Below are 23,309 nucleotides of genomic sequence, written 5' to 3' on the forward strand. Positions count from 1 at the left end.
GGCGGCCATCTGGGTGTGAGGACCGCTCCGGGGTCACTCGCTGTGTGGGGAGGGCGGCCCGCCTGCGCCGTCGTGTGGCCGGGCCGGTGCGATCGGCGCGGAGCGCCCGGTCGGTAGGGCGAACAGCTGCATCATGAGGGCGACAGCCGGAGCGCCGATCGAGGTGAGCGTCGCGAACGTGAAGTAGCCGAGGGTGATCGGTTTGTCGGCGCCGAACTTCGTCGTCTGGATGGCGATCACGCCGGCGACCATAACGCCGAGAACGTAGACGTAGGCGGTCGCCAGCACCGTGATCTCCGACGTCTCGGCGCGCGGGCGCCTGACGTACTGGTACATCAGCGACCGCAGGAGCAGCAGCGCCGTGATGCCTTCGAGGATCGGCAGATAGTAGTAGTTGATGATGGTCGGGAGCCACCCTGGCAGCTGCCCGGAGAGTTCACCGCCGACGTCGTCGACGTAACCGCCGACCGTGGTCGACAGGTAGAAGATCACGATGAACCCGACGAAGTACGTCGCGAACAGCGTCACCCGGGTGGCGCGCCGCGATTCGTGATCGTACTGGTCGATGAGCCAGCACAATCCGCCGAACATGCTCAGCACGCCGAGTCCCAGCAGGCCGCCGGCGGACAGCAGCATGGTCCGGCCGCGGATGCAGACGGTGTCGCCGGCAGCGACACCGAACAGGAAACTGGCCATCAGGAGTGCCAGGAACGACCCGACCAGCAGGACCAGCGCCTCGGTGCGCCGGCCCGGCTCGACGCCGCTCGGCAGGTGCGACGGCTCGGGTTGCACGCTGATCAGGACGATCATCCCGGCGAACACCAGACCCGCCAGTACGCCGGCCAGCTGCGAGTTCAGCGGCGCCGTCGTCAGCGGATTCCAGTCGTAGGTGCAGCCCTCTGCCATCTGAGCCCTTCGGTGGACACCTCCGCCGTCAGGCGCAGGAGGACCTGCGCGGCCGAACGCGTGACGTCGATCCGCCGCCGGGCGACTGGTCAGGTATGTCGTCCCGATTCGGCTTACCACGCTGACAGCAGGCATCGTGGGCTGTTGGGCGAACAGCGGCGCGTCGCCCCCCGGCGCCTCGCCCGCCTGAACGGATGATGAACGGTCCGCGGGGCACCAACCATCCACGCCCGACAGAGCGTAGGTCCAGATGACCGAGACGGTATGGCGGCAGTGCCTGGCGATACCGTCCGCGTGGACCGGTGGCGGAAGGGAAATCGTGCGGACACCCGCGTTGGAGATCACGAATTTGGGCAAGCGCTTCGGCGACAAGGCGGCGGTCGACGACCTCAGTCTGCGCGTACCCGCCGGTGCGTTCTTCGGCCTCGTCGGGCCCAACGGCGCGGGCAAGACCACCACCCTGTCCATGGCCGTCGGCCTGCTACGCCCCGACAGCGGCACGGTCCGCGTCGAAGGCCTCGACGTGTGGGCCGACCCGATCCCGGCCCGGACCCGCCTCGGCGTCCTACCGGACGGCCTGGCCCTACCCGAACGACTCACCGGCCGCGAACTGCTGGTGTTCCTCGGCCGGCTGCGCGGACTCGCCCCGCCTGTCGCCGCCGCCCGCGCCGACGAACTGCTCGACATCCTCGACCTGGCCGCCGCCGACCGCACCCTCGTCATCGACTACTCGACCGGCATGCGCAAGAAGGTCGGCCTCGCTGCGGCGCTGCTGCACGGGCCGTCGCTGCTGGTGCTCGACGAGCCGTTCGAAGCCGTCGACCCCGTGTCGGCACTGACCATCCAGGCGATGCTGCGCCGGTTCACCGCCGGCGGCGGCACCGTCGTGCTGTCCAGCCACGTCATGGCCACCGTCGAGCAGCTGTGCGACCACGTCGCCGTCGTGCACCGCGGCCGGATCGCCGCCGCCGGCCCGCTCGACCAGGTCCGGGCCGGATCGACGCTGGAGCAGCGGTTCGTCGACCTGGTCGGCGCCGGTCTCGACCTCACCCGGAGCCCGTCGTGGTTGGCGTCCTGACGCTGATGAAGCTGCGGGTGCTGGCGCACTCGACCAGCGGCGCCCGCGCCGGCGGCCTGTTCCTCGGCGCGGCAGCGGGCCTCGCGCTCGCCGCCGGCACCATCATGCTCGCCGGCGCCGACCTGCCGGGCCCGGCGCTGCGCGGCGACCTGTTCACGGCGGCGCTCGCGGTGTGGATGTTCGGCTGGCTGCTCGGCCCGGTCTACACCGGCGGCGGCGACGAGTCGATCCGGCCCGAGCAGCTCGCGCTGATCCCGCTGCCGCCACGGCGGGTCGCGTTCGGGTTCCTGGCGGTGTCCTTCATCGGCGTCGGCCCGCTGATCAGCCTGGTCGCCTTCAGCGCCCTGGTCGTGTACGCGGCCGGTCTCGGCCTGGCCGCGTTCATCGTCGCCCTGGTGCTCGTGCCGCTGCAGCTGGTCCTGGTCGTGGCGCTGTCGCGGCTGATGCTGGCGGTCATGGGCCTGGCGGTGCGCTCCCGCCCCAGCGCGGTGCTGTCCGCGCTGATCAACGCCGGGGTCAATGCGACGCTGAACCAGTCGTGGGTGCTGATCTGGGCCGCGGTGCAGTTCGGGCTCGTCGACCGGGGACTGCCGGCCGGGTTCGCGACCCTGCTGCGGGTGCTGCCGTCAGGCTGGGCGGTCGTCTGCCTCGACGCGCTTGCGCGCGGGGACTGGCCGCTGGCGGCCGCCACCGGGGCCGGGCTGGTCGCGCTGCCGGTCGCCGCGACGCTGATCTGGTCACGGCTGCTGGTGCGGCGCACCACGACCCGGCCGGCGCACCGCGGCCCGGGTCGCGGCCGCACGCCGCTGCTGGACCGGCTGGACCGGGCCGGGCCGGTCGGCGTCGTCGCCGCCAAGGAGCTGCGCACCTGGTCGCGTGATCTGATGCGGCTGCACCTGCGGTGGTTCGCGATCTGGTTCGGGCTCGTCTACACCCTGTGGCCGCTGGCTATCGGCTGGGCCGGGCTGCTGCCGTGGGCCGGGGTCATCGTCGTGGTGATGGCCGCGGCGACGTCGGCGAACCTCTACGGACTCGACGGCACCGCACTGTGGCTGACCCTGGTCGACCCCGGCCGGATCCGCGCCGACGTGCGCGGGCGGCAGGTGGCGTGGCTGATCCAGGTCGCCCCGGTCGCGGTCGCGCTGACCGTGGCGGGGACCGCGCTCGGCGGCGGCGCGTGGACGTGGCCGTGGGCGCTGGCGCTGCTCGCGGCGCTGCTCGGCGGCGGGGCGGGGCTGATCGCGTACGCCTCGGTGGTCTTCCTCGTGCCCGGCCCGGAGCCGGCCCGCCGCGGCGGCAATCCGCTCGACGCGGGCAACATCTTCGGCCAGGTGCTGGCGATGCTGGTGGTCGTGCCCGCGACCGCGCTGCCCGCGGCAGGTGTCGCACTGCTCGGCAACCGCACCGGCAGCCCGCTGCTGAGCTGGGCGGCGGTGGCCGTGGGGCTGGCCACCGGCGCGGCGTGCACGTGGTGGCTGGGCCGGGAGGCATACCGGCGGCTGGGGGAGCGCGGCCCGGAGCTGCTCGCCCGCATGTCCGGCGGCGGCACGGTCACCCCCGGCCCGGGCCGCGCCACGGCGGCGCGGGTCAAGCTGCCGCCCCGCCGCGCGGCGGTCGTCACGTTCCTGGTGGTCGTGTGCTGGATTCCGCTGTTCCCGCAGGGGCTGGTGCCGCTGTATCTGATCTGGCGCGGCAGCGACACCCGGCTCTGGTTCCTCGCGCTGCACCTGGACGATCCGTTCCGGGTGCCCGTCGCGGTGGCGATGGCACTGCTCGGCGTAGGCATGCTGTGGCTGGGGACGGTCCTTTCCCGAAGATGGCAAGGTGCGGCCGCATGAGGCCGGACAGAACGTCGGGACCGGGGCCCAGCCGGCTGCGTGACCTCGGTTTCGCCGCGGTCGTGTTCGCCCTCGCGATGACGCTCGAGGTCGCGGGGGCACTGACGGTCGTGCCGCCGGACGCCGCCGTGTTCGTGTTCGTCGGCGTGTGGGCGGTGGCCGTCGGCGTGTTCTTCCTGGGACTGGGCTACCAGGAGGTCACGGGCTGGGTGATCGTCTTCGCGCTGGTCTCGTTCTTCATCATGCTGACCCCCGCGTTCGCGGTGCAGGACGCGGTCCTGGGGGCGCGCGGCGAGCACGTGTCGGCCACGGTCGTCGCGGTCGCCGAGACCGGCGGCGACAACGACAACCTGCTGTACACGCTGGCCCGGCCGGACGGCGGGCAGGTGCCCGGGCAGTTGGAGGCGCACGACGGGTTCACCGTCGGCTCGGTGGTCGACGTCGTGGTCGACCCGCGGGGCCTGGTGCGCCCGGGCCTGGCCGGCGAGGTGGGCGAGGGCTCCCTGGCGGGCGTGATCTGCTCGGTGCTGTTGTTCTACGCGGTGCTGCTCGCGGTGACCTGGTTCGTGGTCCGCGATCAGCACCGGCTCCGGGCGCCGGCCGTGGTGCCGTCCGATGGGACACGGGTGCCCGAGGTCCCGGCGACCGCCGCACCGGGGCGGCTGGGGTTCCTGGCGCTGCCCGCCGGGCAGGTCGTGGTCGGGCTGGTGCTGGCCGGGGGAGCGTTGTTCCTGCTGATCCCGGGCGTACGCGAGCTGTACACGACATATCGAGGAGTGCCCGGCACGGTCGCTGTCGCGGCCTGTGACGAGCACTTCGGCGCGGACACCAAGGGATTCACCTGCCACGGACCGTTCACGGCCGACGACGGCAGCATCCGGCTGGACCGGGTCACGCTGCTGCCGGACCTCGATTCGCGGCCGACGGGTCCGGTGCCCGCGCGGGTGCCGGGCGGTTCGGCCGACCAGGCGGTCGCCGACGGCTACGACACCTGGACGACGCAGCTGTTCGGCGGCACGGCGATGGGAGTGCTCGCCGTGGTGGCGCTCGTCGCCGTCGTGCGCGGCCTCCGCGCGCGCCGCGAGCCGTCCGGCAGGGGCGGGTGAGCGTCGGCCGGCCATAGAGTCCCGGGAGCCCGTCGTCGCCGTCACCGCTGCGGTAGTTTGAGGGTGCGAGCAGGATGTACGTCTGCCCGGCCCGTGGCCGGTGCGTCTGCCGAGACGGACGTGACACATGATGACCGCAGCAGCCGCCGGTGACTCAAGCCAGACTGCCACTCGTACGCTCGGCGTCCGCGTCGACGGATCAGTGTCGGCTTAGCCGAGACACGAGCGCCCGTCCTGACGCCGCGGTGAGGGGGTCGGATGTCGCGTCTGGTCGTGTCGCTGCTGGTGTCCGCGATCCTGCTGGCGCAGGCCCTGCTGTCCGGCTGCGGTCGCGCGGGCGGCAGCCCCACCGTCGCCGACGCGTACACGCTGTCCGGCCCGTTCGAGGGCTCGGGCGCCAGCCTGCCCGATGCCTACTACCAGGCGGTGATCGCGGCTTTCAAGGAGGTCGCACCGGAGGCCACCGTCAGTTACGACGCCATCGGCTCGGCTGCCGGCAAGAAGGAGTTCGCGCAGCGCCTGACGGACTTCGCCGGCACGGACAGCGCCGTGACCGACACCGACGCCATCACGCCGGGCACGTTCGTGCGCCTGCCGACGGTCGCGGCGCCGGTCACGATCGCCTACACGCTTGCCGGGGTGGACGGACTACGGCTGAGGCCGGACACGATCGCCAGGATCTTCCAGCGCGACATCAGACACTGGCGCGATCCGAGGATCGTGGCCGACAACCCGGGGGTGCCGCTACCGGATCTGGAGATCACGGTCGTACGCCGTGCCGACGGCTCCGGCACCACCGACAACTTCACCAGGTACCTCGTCGCGGCGGCGCCGTCCTGGAGGCTGGGCAGCGGCGACAGCATCGACTGGCCGGCCGGCACGCAGGCGGGTGAGCGCAACACCGGCGTCGCCGGGCTGATCCAGCACCGTGCCGGGTCCATCGGCTACCTGGACCTGCGTGACGCCACGCAGGCGGGGCTCGCCACGGCCGCGGTGCGCAACCGGGACGGCCGGTTCGTCGAGCCGACGATCGAGGCCGCGACGACGGCACTGGCCGCGGCCCGGGTCCATGGCGACATGACCTACGACGTGCTCGACGCCCCGGGCGTCGGCGCGTATCCGATCACGGCGCTGAGCTACCTGCTGGTCCGTACGAGCTACGGCGATGTCGCCAAGGCAGAGCTCGCCAAGCGGTTCCTCACCTATCTGCTCAACGACGGCCAGGCGCTCGCCGATGACGTGAGTTTCGCCCGGCTGCCAGAGGTCCTGCGGCAACAGGCGCTGGCGCAGCTGGACAAGATCAGGGGCTGAAGGAGCGGGTTTCGGGCGAACGTGGCTGGACGTCCCGGTGCGGTCGCCGGCGCACCGGCTGTGGACTCAGCCGATGGCTTCGAGCACGGTGGCGTTGGCGAGTCCGCCGGCCTCGCACATGGTCTGCAGCCCGTAGCGGGCACCGCGCTGTTCCATGGCGTTGACCAGGGTCGCCATCAGGCGGGTGCCGCTGGCGCCCAGCGGGTGGCCCAGGGCGATGGCGCCGCCGTTGACGTTGACCTTGGCCGGGTCGGCTCCGGTCTCGGCGATCCACGCCAGGACGACGGCGGCAAACGCCTCGTTGACCTCGAACAGGTCGATGTCGGCCAGGTCGAGTCCGGCCCGTTGCAGCACCTTGCGGGTGGCGGGGATGACCCCGGTGAGCATCAACAGCGGGTCCGATCCGGTGACCGCGAAGCTGTGCAGCCGGGCCCTGGGCCGCAGTCCGAGCCGCGCGGCGGTGTCGCTGGAGGTGATGAGCACGGCCGAGGCTCCGTCGTTGACGGGGCTGCTGTTGCCTGCGGTGACCGACCAGTCGATCTGGGGGAACCGGCTGCTGAAGGCCGGATCGACGAAGGCCGGACGAAGCCCGGCCAGCACTTCTGGCGTGGTGGCGGGCCGGATGGACTCGTCGGCGGTGGCCAGGCCGGTCGGGGTGGCGATCGGGGCGAGTTCCGCGGCGAACAGGCCGCCGGCCCGTGCGGCGGCGGCGCGCTGGTGGGACTCGGCGGCATAGGCGTCCATCCGGGCGCGGCCGATCGACCACTGTGCGGCGATGAGCTCGGCGCTGATGCCCTGCGGCACGAGTCCGCCGTCGTACCGGGCGGGCAGCGAGGGACCGAACGGGTCGGTGCCCGGCGGCACGTTGGACCACATGGGCACCCGGCTCATCGACTCGACACCGCAGGCGATCGCGATGTCGTACGCCCCGCTGATGACGCCCTGGGCGGCGAAGTGCACCGCCTGCTGCGAGGAGCCGCACTGCCGGTCCACGGTCGTCGCCGGCACCGACTCGGGCAGCCCGGCCGCGAGCCACGCGTTGCGGGTCGTGTTCTTGGCCTGCTCGCCGACCTGGTCGACGCAGCCGCCGATGACGTCGTCGACCAGTTCCGGGTCGATGCCGGTCCGGTCGAGCAGGGTGAGCAGCGTCTGGCCGAGCAGCTCGACCGGATGCATGCCGGTGAGCGCACCGCCGGGCTTGGCCCGGCCGATGGGGGTGCGGACGGCTTCGACGATGACCGCGTCACGCATGGTGAGCCCTTCCGGTCGTGGTTCAGGTGCAGTCGCAACGATAGAAGCTGACTTCCCTAAACCATAGTCAGAGTGGCGTAAGCGACAGCTGACTGCCCTGTGGGAAAGTCAGCCGGGTACGATCAACGGGTGAAGACCGGGACGATGACCTTGACGGGCACCCTCGCCGATCGCGACGCCTGGACGGCGGACCTCTGCTCGATCGACCTGGCCCTCGGAGTCGTCGGGACCCGCTCCGGCATGCTGATCATGCGGGAGGCCCACTACGGCACCACCCGCTACGACGACTTCGTCAGCCGGGTCGGCGTGACCGAGAAGGTCGCCGCGGGCAGGCTGCGCGACCTGGTCGACGCCGGCCTGCTCGAACGCCGCCCCTACCGCGCACCCGGCTCGCGCACCCGGCACGAATACGTGCTCACCCCCGCCGGCGCCGACCTCGCCCCGGTCCTGCTGGCCCTGATGCAATGGGGCGACCGGCACCTCACCGGCGAACGCGGCCCCGCGCTGCACGCGCACCACCGCGAGTGCGGCGCGCCTGTGACGGTCCAGGCCCGCTGCTGCCGAGGGCACGCCGTGGCGGGCGAGGACATCGCGCTCAGCGCGACCCCCGCCGCCGATGACGCCCGAGCTCCTGACGCCCAGCCGTAGCCGCCCGAGACACCGTCAACCACAGCCACCTGCGCCGAAGCCGAGGTCATCAGACCTCGGAGCCGGGCAGGGCCGGCGCGGGCAGTCGGCCGGAGAAGTCCGCGCATCGGATCGCCGTCAACGGTAGTTTGATGACGCGGGGCGACCTGTCGACGCTGGTGGCGACACTCCCCGGGCAAGCCCAGCCAGACCGCTGACGTCGGACCCCGGCGCTCGAGGAGCCTTGATCGGCCATGCCGCTGTGGATCGTGCAACACACGCCCGGAGTGTTCACCGACGAGCGCAAGCACCGGCTCGCCGCTCGCATCGCCGACCACTACGAAGAGATCGGCCTGCCTCGGTTCTACGTGATGACGCTGTTCCGTGAGATCCGGCCCGAGGACTTCTTCGTCGGCGGCGAACCCGCGTCGGTCGCGGTCCGCATCGTCATCGACCACATCGCGCGTCACCACCCCGACCGGGACAGCCGACGCCGGACCGCCCAGTGGGTGAAGGCGATCCTCCAGCCCGACCTCGAACACGTCGCGGGGCTGCACTGGGAGTTCCACGTCGACGAGACCAGCGAGGACCTCTGGATGATCAACGGTCTCGTGCCGCCTCCCGGCGGCTCCGAGGCCGAGAAACTCTGGGCCCGGAACAACACGACCTCCTCCTACTGACTGCCCTCGCCTGTTCTCGCAGGTGGCGGCCGGCTGTCAGCCCGACAGCTCGGCGCCGTCGAGGCCCGAGTTCGGTGGCGTGCGGCCCGTCGGCAGACCGGCGGCGAACCTACCGGACGCCTTCGAAGACGAAGAGTGGTTTGGTGCCGTGGGCCGGCGCCTCGGCGAGCGGGACGGCTTCGGCGAAGCGTTCGAGCGGGAACGGCTGACCTTCGGGGATGGCCAGGACGTCGCCGGTGACGAGGCTGCGGACCTCGGACAGCGCGCGGAGCACCTGCTCAGGTGAGGCGGTGCCGAACCAGCGGTTCAGCCAGAAGCCGCGGACCGCCTTGGTCTCGTAGATGAGCGACCGTGCCGGCAGCGGGATCGTCAGCGCCGCCGGGTCGGTCTGCCGATGGGTGGACAGCGCGCCGTAGACCACGACCTCTCCGCCGGGAGCCAGCGCCTGGCATACCTGGGCGCCGACGACGCCTGCGACACAGTCGACGGCCTTGCGCACGCCGGCCGGTCCGGCGATCTCGGCCACGCGCTGTAGGAGGTCCTCGTCCTGCGTGCAGATGACCTCGTCACCACCCAGCGCCCTGATCTCGTCAACGGCGTCGCGCCGCCGCACCACGTTGATCGTGCGAATGCCCAGATGCCTGGACAGCGCGATGATCAGCCGGCCGACGGTGGAGCCCGCGGCCGTCTGCAACAGCCATTCACCCGGCTGTACGTCAAGTTCTCGCGTCACGAGCAGCAGCGCGGTCAGCGGGTTGACCGCGAGTTGGCAGGCGCTGGAGTCGCTCAGGCCGTCGGGGATCGGCACGAGCCGCCAGGAGTCGGCGACGAGGTATTCCTGCCAGGTGCCGTCGACCTCGGGTCCGGGCACTGCTGGGACCGCTACGACCACGACGCGCTCGCCGATCTTCAGTCCCTCGCAGTCCGGGCCTACGGCCTCGACCCGTCCCACGCATTCCATGTTGCCGCCGACGGCGGGAAATTCGGGGGTGAAGCCGTACCGGCCGCGCAGCACATGTAAGTCACTGGCATGAATCGGAGTCGCCTTCACGCGGATCAGCGCCTGACCGGCGTCCGGTGTGGGCACAGGTCGCGATTCCAGCCGGAGGACGTCGGAAGGCTCGCCGATCTTTCCGGCTACGAGCGCGTGCATCGATTGAGGCATGTCCGACCTTCCCGTTCATCTAGTAACTTTTCGAACCTGTTCGCGGGCGGGCTTTGCCGATGGGGCCGGCCAGCTCGGCGCCGTGCATGAGGCGCCCCCGGGGCGGCCCGTTCAGTCCGCGTGCCAGACCGGCCATGGGCAGCGGCCCGGGTGCGGTGACGGCGGCGAGGACGACGTTGTGCTGACCGGCGCGCCGGTCGAAGTCGTCGTCGGCGATCAGGCAGACGTCGGCGAACTCGGCGCGCGCCGCCAGCGTCTGCGTGTCGGTGAAGGTGTAGGCGGGCGTGTCGAGCAGGTTCGCCGCGTACAGGCCGCCGGGCCGCAACGCACGCGCCACGTGCACGGTGAAGGCGCCGGTGGTCGCGCCGGGTGGCATCCGATCGCCCTGGTAGATGTCGGTGATGATCAGGTCGAACGTGTCCGGCTTGAGCGCGGCCACGGCGTGGCAGGCGTCGGCGATGCGCACCCGCAGGTCGCCCGGCGGTAACGGAAGGATCCGCCGGACCAGGGCATAGAGCTTGCGGTCGTACTCGATCACCCGCTGGGTCGAGCCGGGTCGGGTGGCCTCGACGTAGCGCGGCAGCGTCAGTGCACCACCGCCCAGGTGCAGGACCCGCAGTGGTGACCCGGCCGGTGCGGCCGCGTCGATGATCGCCGCGATGCGGCGCACGTACCCGAACTCCAGGTGGGTCGGGTCGCCCAGGCGGACGTAGGACTGGGCGGTGTCGCCGACGAACAGGGTCCACCCGTCCCGGCGGCCCGCATCGGGCACCAGCACCGCGGTGCCCGCGTCGACCTGCGCCACGATCGGGTCACTCGGCCGGGCGATCAGCGCCATGATCCTTACGGTAGCGGTGGTCCTGCCCGGCGGTCCGGCGTTGGCCGGACCCGGGATGATGAGCTGCGGAAACGCTGCGCCGAGGACCGCGCCGCAGCTGCTCCTCGGCCGGGTCCGGTCGCGAGGGCCGCCGGTGAAAACCGGGTGATGTCTGGTGGAACTTGGCGCAAGCTGGGGCATTGCCGATGAGTTTTGTCGGTGGCGTCGGTCAGTGTTGGTGTGACGGCCACTGCCGGTAAGACCGCCCCCACACATCCCGATCGAGGTATCGTGCCCAGCCAACTGCTCGAATCGCCCGCCACGTCCGCGACCACGATCCCAGGTCGCACACCGCCCGTGATCCGGCTGCTGGTGCTGGCCACGTTCATCGTCATCCTCAACGAAACAATCATGATCAATGCGATCCCGAGCCTGATGGACGCGTTGGCGATCACCGAGCAGACCGCGCAATGGCTTTCGACGGCCTTCATGCTGACCATGGCGGTGGTGATCCCGATCACGGGGTGGTTCCTGCAGCGGGTGTCGACCCGTGGCGCATACACCACGGCCATGGGTCTGTTCCTGCTCGGCACCACCTTGGCCATCGTCTCGCCGAGCTTCGAAGTGCTCCTGGGCGCCCGCATCATCCAGGCATCAGGCACTGCCGTGATGATGCCGCTGCTGATGACCACCCTGATGCACGTGGTGCCCGAACACGACCGGGGCCGGGTGATGGGCAACGTCTCCCTGGCCATCTCGGTCGCGCCCGCCATGGGCCCGGCGCTGTCCGGAGTGATCCTCAACTTCGGGTCCTGGCGCCTGCTGTTCGCCGTGGTGCTCCCCATCGCCGGCCTGATCACCTGGGGTGGCATGAAGCAGCTCCAGAACGTCGGCGAGCCCGAGGTCAGCACCATCGACTGGTTCAGCGTCTCGCTGGCCGCCCTCGGCTTCGGCGGCCTCGTCTACGGGCTCAGCCAGTTCCAGGGCGCCAGCATCGGCCTGGCCACGGCGATCGTCGCGGCCGGGCTGGCCGCCATCGCCGTCTTCGTCTTCCGCCAGCTGTCGCTGCAGAAGCACGGATCGCCGCTCATGGACCTGCGGACACTCAAGCACCGCACCTACACCATCGCGCTGATCCTGATGTCGGTCGCCTTCATGGCGATGCTCGGCTCGATGATCCTGCTGCCGCTCTACCTGCAGAACATCCGCGGTCTCAGCGCCCTGCAGGCCGGACTGCTCGTGATGCCCGGCAGCATCGCCATGGGCCTGCTCGGACCGACCGTGGGCCGCCTGTTCGACAGGTTCGGCGGCCGGGTGCTGGTCATCCCCGGCGCGCTGGCGATCACGGTTGCGCTCGCCGGCTTCACCCAGGTCTCGATGACCATGCCGTACTGGCAGCTGCTCGCCCTGCACGGGCTGCTGATGGTGGGTCTGGCCGCGACGTTCACCCCGGTGTTCACGCTGGGGCTCGGCGCGGTTCCACCGCCGCTGTACGCCCACGGCAGCTCGATCCTGGGCACGTTGCAGCAGGTGGCAGCCGCCTTCGGCACCGCGCTCGTGGTCACGGTGATGAGCGCGCGAGCCGATTCGCTGAAGGCGGAGGGGGTCGCCACCGTGGCCGCCAGCCTCGACGGCATGCGGCTGGCGTTCATCGTCGGGGTGGTCCTGTCCGTCGCCGTGATCATCACTGCGCTGCTGCTGCCGGCCAGGGCGGACAGTGGCGCGGAGAGCGTGGGACCCCTCCACTGAGACCGCGCGGCCCGGAGCATGACGGTGTTCCTGCACGTGAGAGGGTGGCTGTCATGTCAGCTGCCGTGACTCCGGGCCGCGAGGTCGTCCTCGAGACGGATCGCCTGCTGCTCAGACCGTGGCGGGTGGCCGAGGCCGTCGTCCAGCGCGAGCTGTGGACCGAACGTGATCCACGAGTGCCGCCGCACCGCCGGGTCGACGCGGATGGACACCCCACGGTCGCGGAGCTCGAGGATGCGATCCGCACCAACCCGCTGTGGTCGACCGGGCTGCTGGCGGTCGAGCGCAAGGGCGCCGGTGACGTCATCGGCTACTGCGGGCTGGTCGACAGCGGACGAGGACCGGACGGGGAGCCGGAACTGGCGTTCGAGCTGCTGCGCCGGGTCTGGGGTCAGGGCTACGCCACCGAAGCCGCAGGAGCGGTGCTGGACTGGGCGAGATCGTCAGGCTACGAACGGCTGTGGGCCACGGTCTGGGATTGGAACGCCGCTTCTCGCCGGGTGCTGGCCAAGGTCGGGTTCACCGAGACCGAGCGGCAGGAAGTGCACCCGGTCCACGGGACCACCCTGTTCACCACGATCACTTGCGTCGGCGGGCGGAGTGCTCCCCTCCGGTGACGACCGACGGTCGGATGCGCAGTCGGATCGAGGACAACCTGATGCCGGTGAGTACCGGCACGATTACAGTCCGGATCGGCTTTCGACTTCCTCGTACTCAGGCGCTCTGGTGTGGAGAGCGCCTGCTCGCCTGAAGGTGGACAAGTGGTGGAGCAACAACGCCCGGCGACCGGGTCGCGCGGCGGTGCCCTCTCGGCGATCGCCACGGTCGTCAGCACGGTCGTCGCCCTGCTCGAGTTCCTGACGGACCTCGGCGCACTCGCCATCGTGCTGCTGGGTGTCACCGCGCTCGCGTTCGCCGGCTGGGGGCTGGTCCGGTCCTGGACCAACCGGCAGGCCGTGCCCGCGGCTTTCCTCGTGCTGGCGATCATCGCCGTCTCCGCCGCCGTCGGCGCCGCCGGCGACCGCCTGCTGCGCCCTGAGCAGACCGTCGTGGCGACCGGTCAGCCCGGCGGCGGGCTGTCACCGACGCCGGGCACGCCGACCGGCGACCCGGGCCCGACCGGCCTGCCGTCGGCGAGCGCGCCGGCACCGTCCACCTCGGCTCCGGCGTCGCCCCAGGTCACCGGTGCGGCCGGGCAGCCGACCGTCAAGCGCACCGCCAAGGGCGTCACCCTGCCCACCTACTACTCGATGGACCTCGACTCGGACGCGCCGAACTGGGGCGTGGTCCGCAACGCGGTCGACGGCTGGGACATCCGCGGGGCCGTCGGTGTCGGCGTCTACGGCATCGCCTCGTACCGCGACCTGACGTACGTCAGCGGGGAGCCGACCCACGAGACCTGCGTGGCCGCCACGGCTCTGCAGCGCGGCATCGAGCAGGAGAAGACCCGGGCCGGCACCGCGTTCTGCGTGAAGACGGGTGAGGGCCGCTGGGCGTGGGTGAAGATCACCGGCGTGAACAAGGGCTCCGGCGAGGTCACGCTCGACCTGCACGTCTGGGAGGCCGCTGCCTGACCGGTGCTCCGCGCCGCGTGGAGTGGCCGCGTGGTCAGCCTGTGCGTCACCGGGTTCGGTCGGCGGCAGGGCGGCGGAAGATGCCGTACCACCAGGTGCTATCGGCCTCGGTCTGCACCCCCGTCGTCGGACGCCTCGGCGACCGGTTCGGCAAGGACCGCGTGCTCGTCGCGTCGCTGCTGGCCCTGGCCGCCGGCTCGGCGGTCTCCGCGCTGGCGCCCGGCATCGAACTCATGCTCGCCGGACGGGTCCTGCGGGGCGTCGGCGGCGGGGTCATGCCGCTGGCCTTCGCCATCATCCGCGACGAACTGCCGCGAGCGCGCGTTCCCCGAGCCATCGGCGTCGCCGCCGCCCTCGCCGCGGTCGGCGGCGGCGTGGGCATCGTGCTCGCCGGGCCGCTGACCGACCTGTTCGGGATCCGGTCGCTGTTCTGGATCCCGCTGCTGCTGACCCTCGGCGCGGCCGCGGCAGCCCGCCGGGTGGTCCCGCCGTCGCCGTCGCGCGATACCGGTTCCGTCAGCTGGCTGGCCACCATGCTGCTGGCAGGCTGGCTGGTGGCCCTGCTCATCCCGCTGTCGCAGGCCTCGCGATGGGGCTGGACCTCCGCCGCGGTGCTCGCGCCGCTGGCGAGCGCTGTGGTGCTGGCCGCCGCCTGGGTCACGGTCGAGCGGCGATCCGGCCGGCCGCTGATCGACCTGCGCCTGATGCGGATCCCCGCGGTATGGACGACCAACCTGGTGTCGCTGCTGTTCGGCGTCGGGCTGTTCGCCGTGATGGCATACCTGCCGGCGTTCGTGCAGACCCCGCCGGAGTCCGGCTACGGCTTCGGGGCCAGCGTCACCGAAGCCGGCCTCATCCTGCTGCCGATGACCGTGACCATGTTCTTCGCCGGGCTGGCCTCGGCGTGGCTGGCCGCACGCCTCGGCGCGCGCCGGGTGCTCGTCGCGGCCTCGGCACTGTACGCCGCCGCGATCACGACGCTCGCCTTCGGACACGAGCACCGGTGGCAGGTGCTGACCGCCTTGGCACTGCTCGGCATCGCGCTGGGCACGGCGTTCTCGACGATGTCCAATGTCATCGTCGCGGCCGTGCGTCCGGAGCAGACAGGCGTGGCCAACGGGGTCACGGCCAACGTCCGCACCATCGGCGGGTCGCTCGGCGTGGCGGTGATGAGCGGGATCGTGGCCGCGCACACCCCGGCCGGCGGCCGACCCGCCGAAGCCGCATACACCGTGGGGTTCGCCGTCCTGGGCGTCGCCGGGGCGGCGGCGCTCGCGGCCGCGGCGCTCATGCCGCGACAGCCGCGGTGAGCGCGGACGGCGGGGGCGCGGCACTGTTCTGGCGTCCTGGGCACGCCGCGTGCCTGAGCAACTGCGGATCCTTCGGGCGTCGAGGACATGCCGCACCACTCAGCGGGTGCGGGGCCGTCCCCGTGCCGGCGGCTGCTCCAGCACACTGCTGACGGCCAGGCAGGGGTCGGTCTCCGGAGACATGCCGGCGATGGCCTCGGCCGCGGTCTCGGCGGCGTCGCGGAACGTGGCCCGCTGCTGCTCGGGCAGGCCGCGCAGCACCTGGTCCTCGACGTGGGCGACCCGCTTCTCGGCGTCGGCCAGCACCTGACGCCCGCGCTCGGTCGCCACGATCCGGCGGGCGCGGCGGTCGCGCGGGTCCAGCTGCCGCTCGATCAGCCCCGCCGACTCCAGGTCGTCGATCACGTACGTCAGCACGCTGCGGTCGATGACCAGACGGGTCGCCAGCGCGCCCTGCGTGGGGACGTCCTCGTGCACCACCACGGCGAGGATGTGGTTCGGGGACGCGATCCCGAATCCACGATGGATTGACAGGGCCAGTCATCGGATGTCTAATTCCACGCACGGTTCCTGGAGCCCGCCCACAAGGCGACGAGCGGTAACCGCGCAGCAATACATCCTATGAGTCGAGGCACGCTCCACGGGAAGGGCGGCATGAGGCGGTTCAGGATGGCAGTCGCGCTGGTGACCATCTGCCTGGTCGCAGGCGGCTGCAAGACGGCCGAGGGCACAGGCACCGCGCAGGACGCGACCGACTCCGGCGGACGCATCACGGTGTGGGTCGACCCGCCGCGGGTGCCCGCGGTCAACGCGTTCCAGAAGGCGTTTCCCGACATCCCGGTCGAGGTGAACACCATCAACGGCAACGTCGGCAGCACCGAGCTGCAGCAGAAGTTCGTGCTGTTCAACCAGGCCGAGAAGGGCTGGCCGGACGCGATCTTCTTCCCGTCCAACGACGACATCGCCTGGGCGTCCAGCTCGAAAATCAACTACGCGCGCGATCTGAGCCCCGATCTGGGCGACATCCTCGCCGGCTACCCGGCAGGCGTCATCGAACAGTGCAAGATCGAGGGACAGTTCCGCTGCCTGCGCAACGACGCCGCACCCGACGTGTTCTGGTACGACCAGGTCCTGCTCGCCGAGTGGGGATACGAGCCGCCCACGACCTGGGAGCAGTACGAGAGCCTCAGCCTGCGCATCGCCGCCGAGCATCCCGGGCACATCACCGGTTTCGTCGGCGATGCCTACGCCCCCGACCGCTACCTGTGGGCCTCGGGCTGCCCCACCAACGACACGTCCAGCGAGAAGCAGGTCCGCATCAACCTCGCCGACGAGCGGTGCGTGCGGGTGCGGCAGCTGCTCGACCGCCTGCTGTCGGCCGGCGTGCTGTCCTCGACCGGGATCTTCTCCCCGGACGCCGCCGAACTCGGCCGCCGCCTGGTGATGAGCCCGGGTGCGGTGTGGTGGGGCAACTTCCTGTTCCGCGACACGTGGAAGGTCCCCGCGGGACGGATCACCGCCGCCAAGCCGCTGCGCTGGACCTCGGACCCGACGCCCATGACCAGCTCCGAGGGCGGCGGCCTGTGGGGCTTCTCGCGCCACATCAAGGGCGTCCAGCTGGAGAACACCCTGACGTTCGCGCGGTTCGTCGCCTCGGACCCGCGGTGGCAGGTCGACCTGTCGGTCGGGCTGCCCGGCTACAAGCCGCTGCAGAAGCCGTGGCTGGCCAAACAACGCGAGGCCCGCTACCTGGCCGACTTCGAACACGCCGCGGAGGCGTTCGTGTACGCGACCACGATCGTGCGCTCGGATCGCGACTACACCCGATACAACACCGGCACGGTCTGGACCCACACCATCACCCCGGCCCTGACCTCGGGCAAGTCCTTCACCACCGCATGGCGCACGTTCAGCGACCGGCTGACCCGCGAGGCGCGTTCCTTCGGCTACACCGTGGAGTCGTGATGACCCAGCAGGTCCTCGTCCGGCATCGCAGCCGAACACGCGCGTCCTCGGCACCGGCGGTGCGGCGCGTCCGTGCCCGCAAAGGGCACGCCGCCGCCGTGCTCGTCGCACCGTACGTGCTGCTCCTGCTCGTGGGCGGGCTCATTCCCACCGGGTACGCGGTCGTGAAGAGCCTGCAGAACGAGGCCGAGACCGGCTTCGGCGGGCTGAGCAGCTACCAGCGCGTCGCCGGAGACTTCCGCTTCGTCGAGACGTTCGCCAACGTCGCGCTGGTCCTGTGCGTATGGATGCCCCTGCTGCTCACCGCCGCGGTGGTGCTGGCGCTGCTGGTCGACGCCAGCCCCCGCAGGTTCGGCGCCTCGATGCGCTTCGTCTACTACCTGCCCGGCGCCTTCGCCGGCATCGCCAACTTCATGCTCTGGCTCTTCCTGCTCAACCCCGGCCAGAGCCCCGTCGACTTCCTCTGGCACGGCTTCGGCTACACCAGCCTCAACGAGGTCGCCCAACCCGGGAATCTGCCGTTCATCATCGCCGCGATGCTGTTCTTCCAGGGCACCGGGACCTGGGTCGTCGTGCTGTGCGGCGGGCTCAACGGGATCCCGGACGAGCTGCTGGAAGCGGCGAAGATGGACGGTGCCACGGCCTGGGGCGTCGTGTGGAGCGTGAAGATCCCGATGATCCGGCCCTGGCTCGGGTACATGACGCTGCTCAACCTCGCCTACGGCTTCCAGCTGTTCCTCGAACCGCAGGTGCTCGGCCAGGTCACCCACGGACTGATCTCGCCGCAGTGGACACCGAACCAGCTGAGCTTCACCTACGCCTACCAGATCCTCGACACCCCGGCCGCCGCGGCCATGTCGGTGATCCTGCTGCTGGTCACCCTCGGGCTCGGCCTGCTGGTCGTGCACCGCAGCCGCCTCTTCCAGGACGAGCGTTGACGCCATGTTGAGCCCCCGCCTCGGCCGCCTCGGCCGGATCACCACCCTGCTGCTCGTCGCCGCCGCGTTCGCGTACCCGCTGCTGGCGTTCCTCGCCGTCGCGTTCCGGCACGACGACGGCCTCGCCTCGACCGGGCCGGCCCTGAACCACGCCGCCGACAACTGGCAGTCGGTGCTCGCCTTCAACGACGGCGTCTTCCTGAGCTGGCTCACCAACTCGATCATCGTGGCGTCCACCGGCTCCCTCATCGCGGTGGTCGCCGCCCTGCCCGCCGGCTACGCCCTCGCCCGGCTGCGCTTCCGCGGCCGGCGCCTGCTGCGCTTCCTGACCCTGCTCACCATGGTCATCCCGAACACCGTGCTGGTGATCCCGATCTACCTCGAGGTGAGCGCCGTCGGCGCGGTCAACAACCTGTGGGTCGTCGGACTGCTGATGGGCTTCTTCCCGTTCGGGGTCTACCTCGCCTATATCCACTTCAAGACGACGCTGCCCAACCAGATCGTCGAGTCCGCCCGCCTGGACGGGCTGACCGACATCCAGACCTTCTTCAAGATCGCACTGCCGATCTCCAAGCAGGCCGTGGCGCTGGTCGGGTTCTTCAGCTTCGTGGCGAACTGGACCAACTACTTCCTCCCGCTGGTGCTGCTGCCCCTGTCGAACAGCACGACCGTCTCGGTGGGCCTGCAACAGCTCGTGTCCTCCAGCCCGCTGTTCGACCCGACGAACGCGGCCGGCCTCGACGTACGCCTGTACGCCCCGCACCTGGCGCTGGCCACCCTGGTGACGACCCTGCCCGTGCTCATCGTGTTCGTGCTCGCCCAGCGCTACCTGGTCCGCGGCCAGACCCTCGGCGCGGTGAAGGGCTGAGCGCTCGGCACCGTGCCGCAGCCGGACCGGCCCCCGTCATCGCGCCGCAGGCACCAGCGGGCGAGCGGGCGACCTCCGAAGTGGATAGTGGTCAGGCGCCGGGGTCTGACGGTGCATGGCAAGATGTCGGCCATGTCGTCCCAGCTCGGTCTCGTCGATGTCGTCCAGGCGCTGCGCGCCGAACTCGCCCGCGCCAGCGAACTGGCCACCGACCAGGCCGTGCAGTTCCCGGTCGGCCAGATCACACTGGAGTTCCAGGTCGGCGTCACCCGCAGTGCCGAGGCGACAGGCGGCATCAAGTTCTGGGTGCTGGAGCTGGGTGCCTCGGCCGGCGTCGCCAAGGAGTCCGTCCAGACGGTGACGATCGTGCTGGAACCGCCGGTGGACGCGCACGGCATGCCGATCAAGGTGAGTGCCCTGAACTCGGAGAAGCCGGCATGACCGGATTCGCCGACCGGGTCGTCGAAGTCCTCTGCGACCTCGGGCCGACGGCGCCCCGGCGCTGGATCAGCTCCTCCGGGCTGCTGATCTCCGGGCGCCACGTGCTGACCGCCGCGCACGCGGTCACCCCGAACGGCGCCATCACCGTGCGTGGCGTGGACAAGGTGGAGCTGGCGGCCACCGTCGCCCTGGTCGGCGACGTCGACGTCGCCGACTTGGCCCTGCTGGAGCTCGCCGAGCCGCTCGACGGCTACGCGCCGCTGCGGTGGGCGCGGGTCGACCGCGACGGCGCCGAGACGATCGCCGGCTGCCGCGGCATCGGCTACCCGCTGTTCCAGCAGGTCCCGGTCCGTGACACCGCCCAGCTCGACGGAGTCGTGCCGACCGGCGACCGCCGCGTGTCGGACCTGCTGACCCTCCGGGTCACGAGCTCGCCGCGAGCGTTGCCGCCGCAACAGGAGGCGCTCGGGCACAGCCAGTGGTCCGGCATCTCCGGCACGGTCGTCGTCACCGCCGACGAAGTCATGGTCGGTGTCGTCACCGAGCATCAGCGGCGCGCCGGAGACTCGGCACTGACCCTGACCCCGATCACGCACGTCGACCGCCTGCCCGACGCGGCGGCATGGTGGGACATCCTGGGCCGTCGCCCGGTCCAGTTGCCGCAGCGCCGCAGGCGGCCGACGTACTTCGCCACCGTCGCGGAGATCGCCGACCGGACCCCCGAACTGCGCGACCGGTCCGGCGAACTGGCCGACCTGGCGGCGTTCGCGGTCGGCGCCGAGCCGTTCCGCTTCCTCGTCGGAACGCCGTGGGCAGGCAAGACCGCACTCGCCGCGCACCTGGCGGTGAACCCGCCGCCGGACGTCGACTGCGTCGCCTACCTGTTGCAGCGGCGGGCGCTGGACGCCAGCGGCTCCCGCTTCCTGGCCGCCGTCACCTCCCAGCTCGCCGACCTGCTCGGCGAGCAGGCGCCCGAGCCGGACGCCCACGCGCTCACCGACCTGTGGGCCCGCGCCGTGGAGCGGGCCGACGACCTCGGCCGACACCTGCTGCTCATCGTCGACGGACTGGACGAAGACCTGCGGCCGGCCGGGGAACGCAGCGTCGCCTCGCTGATCCCGACCCGTCGCGGCCGGCATGCTCACGTCCTGCTCACCGCGCGCAGGGACCAGCTGCCCGAAGACGTCGACGCGGACCATCCGCTGTGGGACGCCCTGCCGGTCCGGATGACGCAGGCCGTCGAAGCGGCCCGGGTGGAACAGCGGGCGTTCACCGACCTGGACGCACTGGCCGCGGACCCGCCGGCCCGCCAGGTGCTCGGCCTGCTCGCAGCCGCCGCGGGTCCGCTGACCGTCACCGAGCTCGCCGACCTCGGCGCCGCAGACGCCTACGACGTGGGCGCGATCGTCACGAAGAAGGCCGCCCGCGTGATCGACGGCGGCGACGACGGCTGGCGGTTCGCCCACCAGGCGCTGCTCGACACGTGCCGCGACACCGTCTTCGGGCCCGCGCTGGCCACGCTCGTCGAGACCGTGGACGCGTGGGCCGAGCGCTGGTCGGCGCGCGGCTGGCCGGACGGCACGCCGCGCTACCTGCTGGCGCACTACCCGTGGGCGCTGCTGGCACGGCCGGCGCACGACCGGTTCGCCACGCTCACCGGCGACCCGCAGTGGATCGCCGCCGCCGTCGCGGCCGTCGGCGTCGACGCGGTGCTGGGGGTGCTCCGGGCGGCGTCGGCCACCGGCGTGCCGCTGCGGCTGCTCGACATCGAGGCCCACCACCTGCGGGCCGGCGGAGCCGGCGGGCCAGCTCGCCCTCGCCGCCGCGTACACCGGCGTGGACGACCCCCGCTGGGCGCAGGCGGCGCTGCGGCGGGCCGGCCTCGCCGCGCAGTGGACGAGCGGGCGGGCCAGCCGATCGCTGCGGCGCAGCTTCGACTCCGGCAGCCGGCAGGTGTGGGCCGCGGCCTTCGTCACCGCGACCAGTGTGGTCACCGGAGACGACGACGGCCGGGTGCGGCTGTGGCAGCTCGACGGCGGCCACTACACCGACCTGGGCCGCCACGACGCCGGCGTACACCGAGTCGCGGTCGACCAGGCCACCGGGTCGGTCGTGACCTGCGGAAACGATCAGACGGTACGGCTGTGGAACCTGCCCGACGGCACACCGCGCACCCTGGCACGCGGCCTGGGCCACATGTGGGCGGTCGCGTTCTCGCCCGACGGGCGACAGATCGCCACCGGAGGCCGCGACACCGCCGTCCGGGTGTGGAACCTGGCCGACGGGCTGCCGACCGTGCTCGGCACACACGATGACCAGGTGCGGGTGCTGGCATTCAGCCCCGACGGCTCGACGATCGTCAGCAGCGGCCGCGACAGCGTCATCCGGCTCTGGTGGCCCGGCGCAGGCACCAGTGAGATCCTCGGCAGCACCACACCAGGGAAATGGATCGAGGCGATGGCCGTCACACCGGACGGCGCCGACGTCATCACCGGCTCCTACGACGGCGCCGTCCGGGCCTGGCCGCTCGACGGAAGCCCGCGGCGGCGGCTGGGCCAGCACGAAGGGCAGGTCTGGGCGGCGGCGGTCAGCCCCGACGGCACGTTCGCGGTCACCGGCGGCGGCGACGGCAGGGTGTGCCTGTGGCCGCTGGCGGCATCGGCGGGACCTGAGCGGATCCTCGGCCGGCACGGCGAGCCGGTCCGCAGTGTCAGCGTCAGCCCCGACGGCACCCACGTCGTCTCCAGCGCCGCCGACGGCATCGTCCACATCTGGGACCTCGACGGCGCGCCCGAAAGCAGCGGCCAGCGGCAGTCACTCACCGCCGTCGCGGTCGACCCGGCCGGCGCCGTCTACTCCGGCGCCCTCGACGGCCACCTCCGCGATCAGGCCGGTGAGATCCGCCGGCTCGGCACCGGTGTGCGTGCACTGGCACACGACGGCGACAGGCTCCTCGCCCTCGGCGACGACGGCATGATCGTCGCCGACGGCGTCGCGTACGCCGAGCATCCCGGCGCCCGTGCGCTGGCGGTGAACACGGCAGCCGAAGTCCTCGTCGCCGCCGGCGGCACCCGGGGCGTCACGATCTGGCCGCTGGCCGGCGGCCCGGCCAGGCACGTGGCCTGCTCGACGCAGCTCCAGGCGGTTGCTGTGAACGACGCCGGCGTCATCGTCTCCGGGGCGTCCTCGGGCAGCGTGGCGATCATCAGCCAGGACGGGCAGGCCCGCCTGGTGCTGCCGGCCGACCGCACCCCGCCGATCTGGAGCGTCGCCATCACGACCGGCTACGCCGCAAGCGGAGACCACCACGGCACGATCCGCCTCTGGCGCCTCAGCTCGGACGCCACCGGCACCGACATCATCGGCTCGGTCCTGGCGGAGCTGGCCGGTCCCATCGGCGGGCTCGCGTTCACCGAGGACGGCACCGCCCTGCTCAGCGCCGGTGAGGACGGCCTGCGGGCGTGGGCGATCCCCGACGGCCGCCTGCTCCGGCATGTGCGGACCGAGCCGCTGCACGCGCTCGCCGTGCACGCCGGCACGGCCGCGACGCTGTCGGATCAGCTCGGCCTGACTCGCTGGCGGCTCGACCTGAACCGGCCGCCGCTGCCGGTTCCGTCGGATTCTCCCTGACCTGGTGTCGCCGCTGTGGAGCAGGAGTGTCCCTTCCTCACCGTCACGCGATGGC

Annotated in this window: 20 protein-coding genes and 2 pseudogenes; 17 read left to right on the forward strand and 5 right to left on the reverse strand. The window is 71.7% G+C overall.

Annotation, left to right across the window (positions count from 1 at the left end; translation table 11 throughout):
• Window positions 1-33: 33 nt before the first annotated feature.
• Window positions 34-1,251, reverse strand: a complete 1,218-nt coding sequence (locus HAV39_RS13160; protein WP_191839578.1) for a hypothetical protein — start codon at window positions 1,249-1,251, stop codon at window positions 34-36.
• Here HAV39_RS13160 and HAV39_RS13165 point away from each other — a divergent pair.
• The 4 genes from HAV39_RS13165 (at window position 1,241) to pstS (ending at window position 6,239) form a co-directional block, all read left to right on the forward strand.
• Window positions 1,241-1,984, forward strand: a complete 744-nt coding sequence (locus HAV39_RS13165) for an ABC transporter ATP-binding protein (RefSeq protein WP_373311638.1) — start codon at window positions 1,241-1,243, stop codon at window positions 1,982-1,984. The genes HAV39_RS13160 and HAV39_RS13165 overlap by 11 nt on opposite strands.
• Window positions 1,969-3,822 carry a hypothetical protein gene (locus HAV39_RS13170; RefSeq protein ID WP_191839480.1) on the forward strand — a complete coding sequence of 618 codons (1,854 nt, stop codon included), beginning with the start codon at window positions 1,969-1,971 and terminating at the stop codon, window positions 3,820-3,822. The genes HAV39_RS13165 and HAV39_RS13170 overlap by 16 nt, the downstream gene beginning before the upstream one ends.
• Entirely contained in the window at window positions 3,819-4,928 is a 1,110-nt protein-coding gene (locus HAV39_RS13175) for a hypothetical protein (RefSeq protein ID WP_191839481.1), read from the forward strand. Before HAV39_RS13170 ends, HAV39_RS13175 begins: the two co-directional genes overlap by 4 nt.
• A gap of 258 nt (window positions 4,929-5,186) precedes the next feature.
• Window positions 5,187-6,239, forward strand: coding sequence for a phosphate ABC transporter substrate-binding protein PstS (gene pstS, locus HAV39_RS13180; RefSeq protein WP_191839482.1), 1,053 nt, complete (start codon window positions 5,187-5,189; stop codon window positions 6,237-6,239).
• A 66-nt stretch (window positions 6,240-6,305) separates the two neighbouring features.
• Here pstS and HAV39_RS13185 read toward each other — a convergent pair whose 3' ends face one another.
• The gene (locus tag HAV39_RS13185) at window positions 6,306-7,490 is read right to left on the reverse strand and encodes a thiolase family protein (RefSeq protein WP_191839483.1); all 1,185 of its coding nucleotides are present in this window, start codon (window positions 7,488-7,490) and stop codon (window positions 6,306-6,308) included.
• A gap of 129 nt (window positions 7,491-7,619) precedes the next feature.
• Here HAV39_RS13185 and HAV39_RS13190 point away from each other — a divergent pair, with 129 nt between their 5' ends.
• Window positions 7,620-8,138, forward strand: a complete 519-nt coding sequence (locus HAV39_RS13190; RefSeq protein WP_239120320.1) for a winged helix-turn-helix transcriptional regulator — start codon at window positions 7,620-7,622, stop codon at window positions 8,136-8,138.
• 233 nt (window positions 8,139-8,371) lie between these two features.
• On the forward strand, window positions 8,372-8,797 hold the full coding sequence (locus HAV39_RS13195) for a tautomerase family protein (RefSeq protein WP_191839484.1): 426 nt from the start codon (window positions 8,372-8,374) through the stop codon (window positions 8,795-8,797).
• Between the two features lie 109 nt (window positions 8,798-8,906).
• On the opposite strand, the gene HAV39_RS13200 is transcribed toward HAV39_RS13195, so the two are convergent.
• The gene (locus HAV39_RS13200; protein ID WP_342355578.1) at window positions 8,907-9,962 is read right to left on the reverse strand and encodes a zinc-dependent alcohol dehydrogenase family protein; all 1,056 of its coding nucleotides are present in this window, start codon (window positions 9,960-9,962) and stop codon (window positions 8,907-8,909) included.
• Window positions 9,963-9,981: 19 nt separating this feature from the next.
• The gene (locus HAV39_RS13205; RefSeq protein WP_191839486.1) at window positions 9,982-10,800 is read right to left on the reverse strand and encodes a spermidine synthase; all 819 of its coding nucleotides are present in this window, start codon (window positions 10,798-10,800) and stop codon (window positions 9,982-9,984) included.
• A gap of 270 nt (window positions 10,801-11,070) precedes the next feature.
• On the opposite strand from HAV39_RS13205, the gene HAV39_RS13210 reads away from it, so the two are divergent.
• The 4 genes from HAV39_RS13210 to HAV39_RS13225 all read left to right on the forward strand — a co-directional run bounded on the left by HAV39_RS13210 (window position 11,071) and on the right by HAV39_RS13225 (window position 15,412).
• Window positions 11,071-12,528 carry an MDR family MFS transporter gene (locus HAV39_RS13210; protein ID WP_239120317.1) on the forward strand — a complete coding sequence of 486 codons (1,458 nt, stop codon included), beginning with the start codon at window positions 11,071-11,073 and terminating at the stop codon, window positions 12,526-12,528.
• A 53-nt stretch (window positions 12,529-12,581) separates the two neighbouring features.
• A complete protein-coding gene (locus HAV39_RS13215) occupies window positions 12,582-13,145 on the forward strand; it encodes a GNAT family N-acetyltransferase (RefSeq protein ID WP_191839487.1) in 564 nt (187 codons plus the stop codon).
• A gap of 144 nt (window positions 13,146-13,289) precedes the next feature.
• On the forward strand, window positions 13,290-14,102 hold the full coding sequence (locus HAV39_RS13220; protein WP_191839488.1) for a hypothetical protein: 813 nt from the start codon (window positions 13,290-13,292) through the stop codon (window positions 14,100-14,102).
• Between the two features lie 80 nt (window positions 14,103-14,182).
• Window positions 14,183-15,412, forward strand: a complete 1,230-nt coding sequence (locus HAV39_RS13225; RefSeq protein ID WP_191839489.1) for an MFS transporter — start codon at window positions 14,183-14,185, stop codon at window positions 15,410-15,412.
• A 99-nt stretch (window positions 15,413-15,511) separates the two neighbouring features.
• Here HAV39_RS13225 and HAV39_RS13230 read toward each other — a convergent pair whose 3' ends face one another.
• On the reverse strand, window positions 15,512-15,892 hold the full coding sequence (locus tag HAV39_RS13230) for a MarR family transcriptional regulator (protein WP_191839490.1): 381 nt from the start codon (window positions 15,890-15,892) through the stop codon (window positions 15,512-15,514).
• A 189-nt stretch (window positions 15,893-16,081) separates the two neighbouring features.
• On the opposite strand from HAV39_RS13230, the gene HAV39_RS13235 reads away from it, so the two are divergent.
• From HAV39_RS13235 to HAV39_RS13260, 7 genes and pseudogenes are all read left to right on the forward strand, one after another.
• Window positions 16,082-17,377: an ABC transporter substrate-binding protein gene (locus HAV39_RS13235; RefSeq protein WP_223124413.1), complete on the forward strand. Its 1,296-nt coding sequence runs from the start codon at window positions 16,082-16,084 to the stop codon at window positions 17,375-17,377.
• The gene (locus tag HAV39_RS13240; protein WP_120314896.1) at window positions 17,377-18,315 is read left to right on the forward strand and encodes a carbohydrate ABC transporter permease; all 939 of its coding nucleotides are present in this window, start codon (window positions 17,377-17,379) and stop codon (window positions 18,313-18,315) included. The genes HAV39_RS13235 and HAV39_RS13240 overlap by 1 nt, the downstream gene beginning before the upstream one ends.
• A gap of 4 nt (window positions 18,316-18,319) precedes the next feature.
• A complete protein-coding gene (locus HAV39_RS13245; RefSeq protein ID WP_191839492.1) occupies window positions 18,320-19,183 on the forward strand; it encodes a carbohydrate ABC transporter permease in 864 nt (287 codons plus the stop codon).
• A gap of 132 nt (window positions 19,184-19,315) precedes the next feature.
• Entirely contained in the window at window positions 19,316-19,624 is a 309-nt protein-coding gene (locus HAV39_RS13250) for a trypco2 family protein (protein WP_191839493.1), read from the forward strand.
• Window positions 19,621-20,148 (forward strand): annotated as a pseudogene (locus HAV39_RS43610) (trypsin-like peptidase domain-containing protein); the annotation flags it as partial. The gene HAV39_RS13250 and the pseudogene HAV39_RS43610, both read left to right, overlap by 4 nt.
• Window positions 20,149-21,637: 1,489 nt before the next feature.
• Window positions 21,638-21,730, forward strand: a pseudogene (locus HAV39_RS43615) (hypothetical protein); the annotation flags it as partial.
• 90 nt (window positions 21,731-21,820) lie between these two features.
• Entirely contained in the window at window positions 21,821-23,254 is a 1,434-nt protein-coding gene (locus HAV39_RS13260) for a WD40 repeat domain-containing protein (protein ID WP_191839495.1), read from the forward strand.
• The last annotated feature ends 55 nt before the right edge of the window (window positions 23,255-23,309 follow it).

Source organism: Catellatospora chokoriensis (assembly GCF_011297315.1).
Classification (GTDB): Bacteria; Actinomycetota; Actinomycetes; order Mycobacteriales; family Micromonosporaceae; genus Catellatospora; species Catellatospora citrea.